General features: G+C 37.6%; 5 protein-coding genes. 1 reads left to right on the top strand and 4 read right to left on the bottom strand.

Annotated features, from left to right (window positions below; translation table 11 throughout):
- The 4 genes from BT797_RS20670 to BT797_RS20655 all read right to left on the bottom strand — a co-directional run.
- Positions 1-258, bottom strand: a 258-nt coding sequence (locus BT797_RS20670) for a hypothetical protein (protein WP_139291728.1), incomplete at its 3' end; no start/stop codon positions are given.
- 53 nt (positions 259-311) lie between these two features.
- Positions 312-701, bottom strand: coding sequence for an HIT family protein (locus BT797_RS20665; RefSeq protein WP_075473334.1), 390 nt, complete (start codon positions 699-701; stop codon positions 312-314).
- Between the two features lie 207 nt (positions 702-908).
- Entirely contained in the window at positions 909-1,958 is a 1,050-nt protein-coding gene (locus BT797_RS20660) for an alpha/beta hydrolase (protein ID WP_075473333.1), read from the bottom strand.
- 169 nt (positions 1,959-2,127) lie between these two features.
- On the bottom strand, positions 2,128-3,030 hold the full coding sequence (locus tag BT797_RS20655; RefSeq protein WP_075473332.1) for a LysR family transcriptional regulator: 903 nt from the start codon (positions 3,028-3,030) through the stop codon (positions 2,128-2,130).
- 113 nt (positions 3,031-3,143) lie between these two features.
- Between BT797_RS20655 and BT797_RS23935 the strand changes: the two genes are divergently transcribed.
- Positions 3,144-3,314 (top strand): hypothetical protein, encoded by a 171-nt coding sequence (locus tag BT797_RS23935; RefSeq protein WP_170860810.1) that lies wholly within the window; start codon positions 3,144-3,146, stop codon positions 3,312-3,314.
- Positions 3,315-3,595: the final 281 nt, after the last annotated feature.

Genomic DNA, 3,595 nt, shown 5'->3' with positions numbered 1-3,595 from the left:
TTTGAGTTGACCATTACAATCATCACCAAACGCCTTTATAACAACCTCTCTAAAATCACCCATTTCGGCTTGATGCCCAGAATTTAGATAGCTTTTAATTAACTTATCGGGCGTAGCGACACCTTTAAACTCTTTAATATTTTCAGCAAGTTCAAATAGCGGTACACACTCGCCGTGACGAGCCACTGAAAACCATTCTTCAGCATTTACAATATTCACATTTGATAACAAGAAACATAATAACGTTATTTTTTTCATAAAAGTCTCAATTGGTTACATTTAAATAAAGCATATAACGTCCTAGTAAGTGTTTAAAAACATGCTAAAGATTCACGCAGTTTTTCAATATTTTGCATACCTAAGTCACTACTCTTCCAACCAAACTGGTCATCCTCAAAGCGTGGAAATATATGTAAATGGTAATGGCTTAATTCATTAAATCTGCCATTATTTTGAATAAAAGATATACCATCAGGGCTAAATTTGTCGTTTATCCGCTGGAACAAATCTTTTGCAACATCGTTAATTTCATTATGAATAACACGTGGTAAATCAATAAATGACTCATACGGTTGTATAGGACAAATTAGAATATGCCCAAAATTAATCGGGTCATGATCTGCAAAAGCAATGACAAACTCTGATTCATAGACAATTACAGCATCAATTTCACGAGCAACGATTTTTTCTACGATAGTCACTGAATACCTCTAATCCAAAAAAGCTTATTACACGGAGTTCCGTATAACGTGAATTCCAATTTAATTATCATAAACAATACCAAATTTATCATTAATTACAAATAGATAATAAAAATAATACACCTCAACAAAATAGCCTTTAACACTGAAGTGCTAAAGGCTATTTTTTACGTTCCAGTCATGATGGCTTTATCGTTCAGGCATTAATTAGCGTAGTGTTTTTGAAAAAAAATCATCAAGCTTAGTCACCGCTTGGTTTACGAATTTTTCTTGGTCATAAAGGTCGAAGTGTTGCGCACCGTCAATTTTAAATAGTTGTGCATCTTTACCTGCTTCAGTACCTCGTTTAACAGCAACCTCACTAAAATAAGCAGAAAGTGCTTCTGTACCAACAATCGCGAGAAATGGTGTGTCGCCAATTAGCTTCATGTTTTCCGATGGGTTAAATGCATAGCGCGTATCTAATGACATTGCAGCTCGCAGCGGAGTGTAGTTTCCTACTGCAGCACCACGTTCTGGATTGCGGTAATAGTCTGCTGCTCGAATCCAAAATTCGTTCATTGATTTCGCCTTTTCAGCTGACGGAATACCATCAACTAAAATAACTTCACCTGTTTCATAGTATTTTTGGCGTGCATCGCTAGCCATTTTAATTTGTTGACGGTATTGCTCGGTTGAGTCACCAGTCAGTTGATCCATGTACTGGGTTGCACCACCCATACCATAATCAGTAAAGTCAACAAAACCACTTACTGTTGCCACTGAGTCTAATCGAGAATCTTGTATTGCAACTTGTATACTGTAACCAGCACCAGAACAAATACCGAGTTCACCTACTCGCTCTGGGTCTACGCCTGGGAAGTTACTTAAGAAAGTAATAGCATTTTTGATATCTTCAACTTTCATTGGTGCGCTTTCCATCCCTCTCGGGTAACCACCACTTTCTCCATAAGTTCGGTGGTCAAATGCTAACGTAATATAGCCTTCTTTTGCCATCTTCTCAGCATAGATACCGGCAGTCTGCTCTTTAACACCACTTGCAGGTGTGATAACAACAATCGCAGCATAGCTCTTATTTGCATCGTAGTGAGGTGGTAAGAATACGTTACCTGCTACACGGATATTTTCACTTAGAAAAGACACTTTGTTTTTACCTTGCTGATATTCAGCACCTAGGAAGCTATCGGCAATTGCAGGCGTTGTACTAAGCATCACTGCTGCGAATAAAGGTAGGCTAATTGATTTTAATTTTTTCATGTTATTCTCCAATTAAATTTCGGCTGTTTTGAAAACAACACGATTATATGGAGAGTTTCATTGTTGATATATAGGCCACAATGCAAATCTGTGTTGACTATAACTCAACAATAAATTTAAGTGTCAGTATTTGATATGTGTTACTTAGAACAAGCCTATATAAAGTCGATCAATATAAGTCTCCCTCAAAGCGCTGCTTGATAAAATCAATAAAGGTTCTTAGTCGTTTCGGTTGGTATTTATCCCTATGATATACAGCTGAAAATAAAACTGAGGGTGTATGCCACTGAGGAAGTATTTCGACTAGTCTCCCGTCACGTATCGCATCACTGCAATACATGCGAGGAACTCGGATGATGCCATTGCCAGTCAAAGCATTAGTGATAAGTGCATATCCGTTCTTTGTAACTAGGTGACCTTCAACGCTAACATCAAACTGTTCATCCTTATCTTCAACCGATTGGAAGCTCCAGCGCTTAACCGACCCAGTCAAACATCGATGTTCGTTCAGCTCTTTAGGATGTTCAGGGCTACCGTATTGCTTGATATAACTTGGACTAGCTAACGTGACAATCTCTATATTCATTAATTTTTTGGCGATAAATCCAGAGTCCTCTAACTGCCCCATACGAAAAGCAACATCAAAGTCATCCTGGATTAAATCTATTCGATGACTGCTAAAATCGAGATGAACTTGAATATGTTGGTATTCCACCATAAAGTCAGCAAGGTACTTAGATATGATATTTTCACCAATATACCCGCCTACACAATTCACCCTAATTAGCCCGCGAATCTCTTCAGTATCATCCACTGCAGCAATCAAGGCTTGATTTATCCCGTTGATGGATTTCTCGCATTCCTGATAAAGACGCTCTCCCGCTTGAGTCAGCTTTAAACTGCGAGTGCTACGCGTAAAAAGTGTTACTTGCATTTGTTTCTCAAGCGAACTTATTTGCCGAGATACATGAGATCGAGAAACAGATAATGCTTCTGCAGCTTTAGTGAAATTACCTAATTTAGCAATAAGCACAAAAGAGCGGATATCCGCTAGATTGACCTTGTTTATCATTAATGATCCTTAACTTTATTTGTAGTCATACCGCGACAGTAAATGAAATATATCATTATATATCAACAATTCGAATATAAAATGGCCGCTATAAAAGCTGGCGATCAATGGATATGACGCCAGAGTACGCAGCTATAGTTGGCGAAAAAGAGTGTCAGTCATTGCTTACAATTCGTAATGAAGGTCCAACTCTAGTTCTTGGTAAAGAGCATGAGTTATTCGGTTCTATTGCTGCTGTCTACAAAGGAATAAAGTATGAAGAATTGGGATTAACGCTTTGTTAAGCGCCGTACAAATAATTGGCTAGAATTAAGTTAGAAATACACAAAAAGGATCTAAGCTAGGACCCACCAAAATAAAAATATTTATTCACTATATAGAGGGGCTCGAGCTTGATCAACAACCAAGTTAGGTATCGGTTACGCGACACCTATTATCAGCTAAGTTTTAAGTTAATTTAAAACTCGTTCTTTCGAGCTTTTGTTCTGATGATAAAATTTTAACTCTTCTATTTTTTGTCTTGCAACGTCCTCAGTTAAAACATTTTGCTTAACCAACCATTTAA

It is taken from the genome of Moritella viscosa (assembly GCF_900120065.1).
Classification (GTDB): Bacteria; Pseudomonadota; Gammaproteobacteria; order Enterobacterales; family Moritellaceae; genus Moritella; species Moritella viscosa.
The sequence above is the reverse complement of the archived record's forward strand: the minus strand, read 5'-3'. Positions and strand labels throughout refer to the sequence as shown.

Bases quoted from the DNA above. Each gene is read 5' to 3' on its own strand.
- BT797_RS20660 (WP_075473333.1), bottom strand. From the start codon at position 1,958: ATGAAAAAATTAAAATCAATTAGCCTACCTTTATTCGCAGCAGTGATG.
- BT797_RS20655 (WP_075473332.1), bottom strand. From the start codon at position 3,030: ATGATAAACAAGGTCAATCTAGCGGATATCCGCTCTTTTGTGCTTATT.
- BT797_RS23935 (WP_170860810.1), top strand. From the start codon at position 3,144: ATGACGCCAGAGTACGCAGCTATAGTTGGCGAAAAAGAGTGTCAGTCA.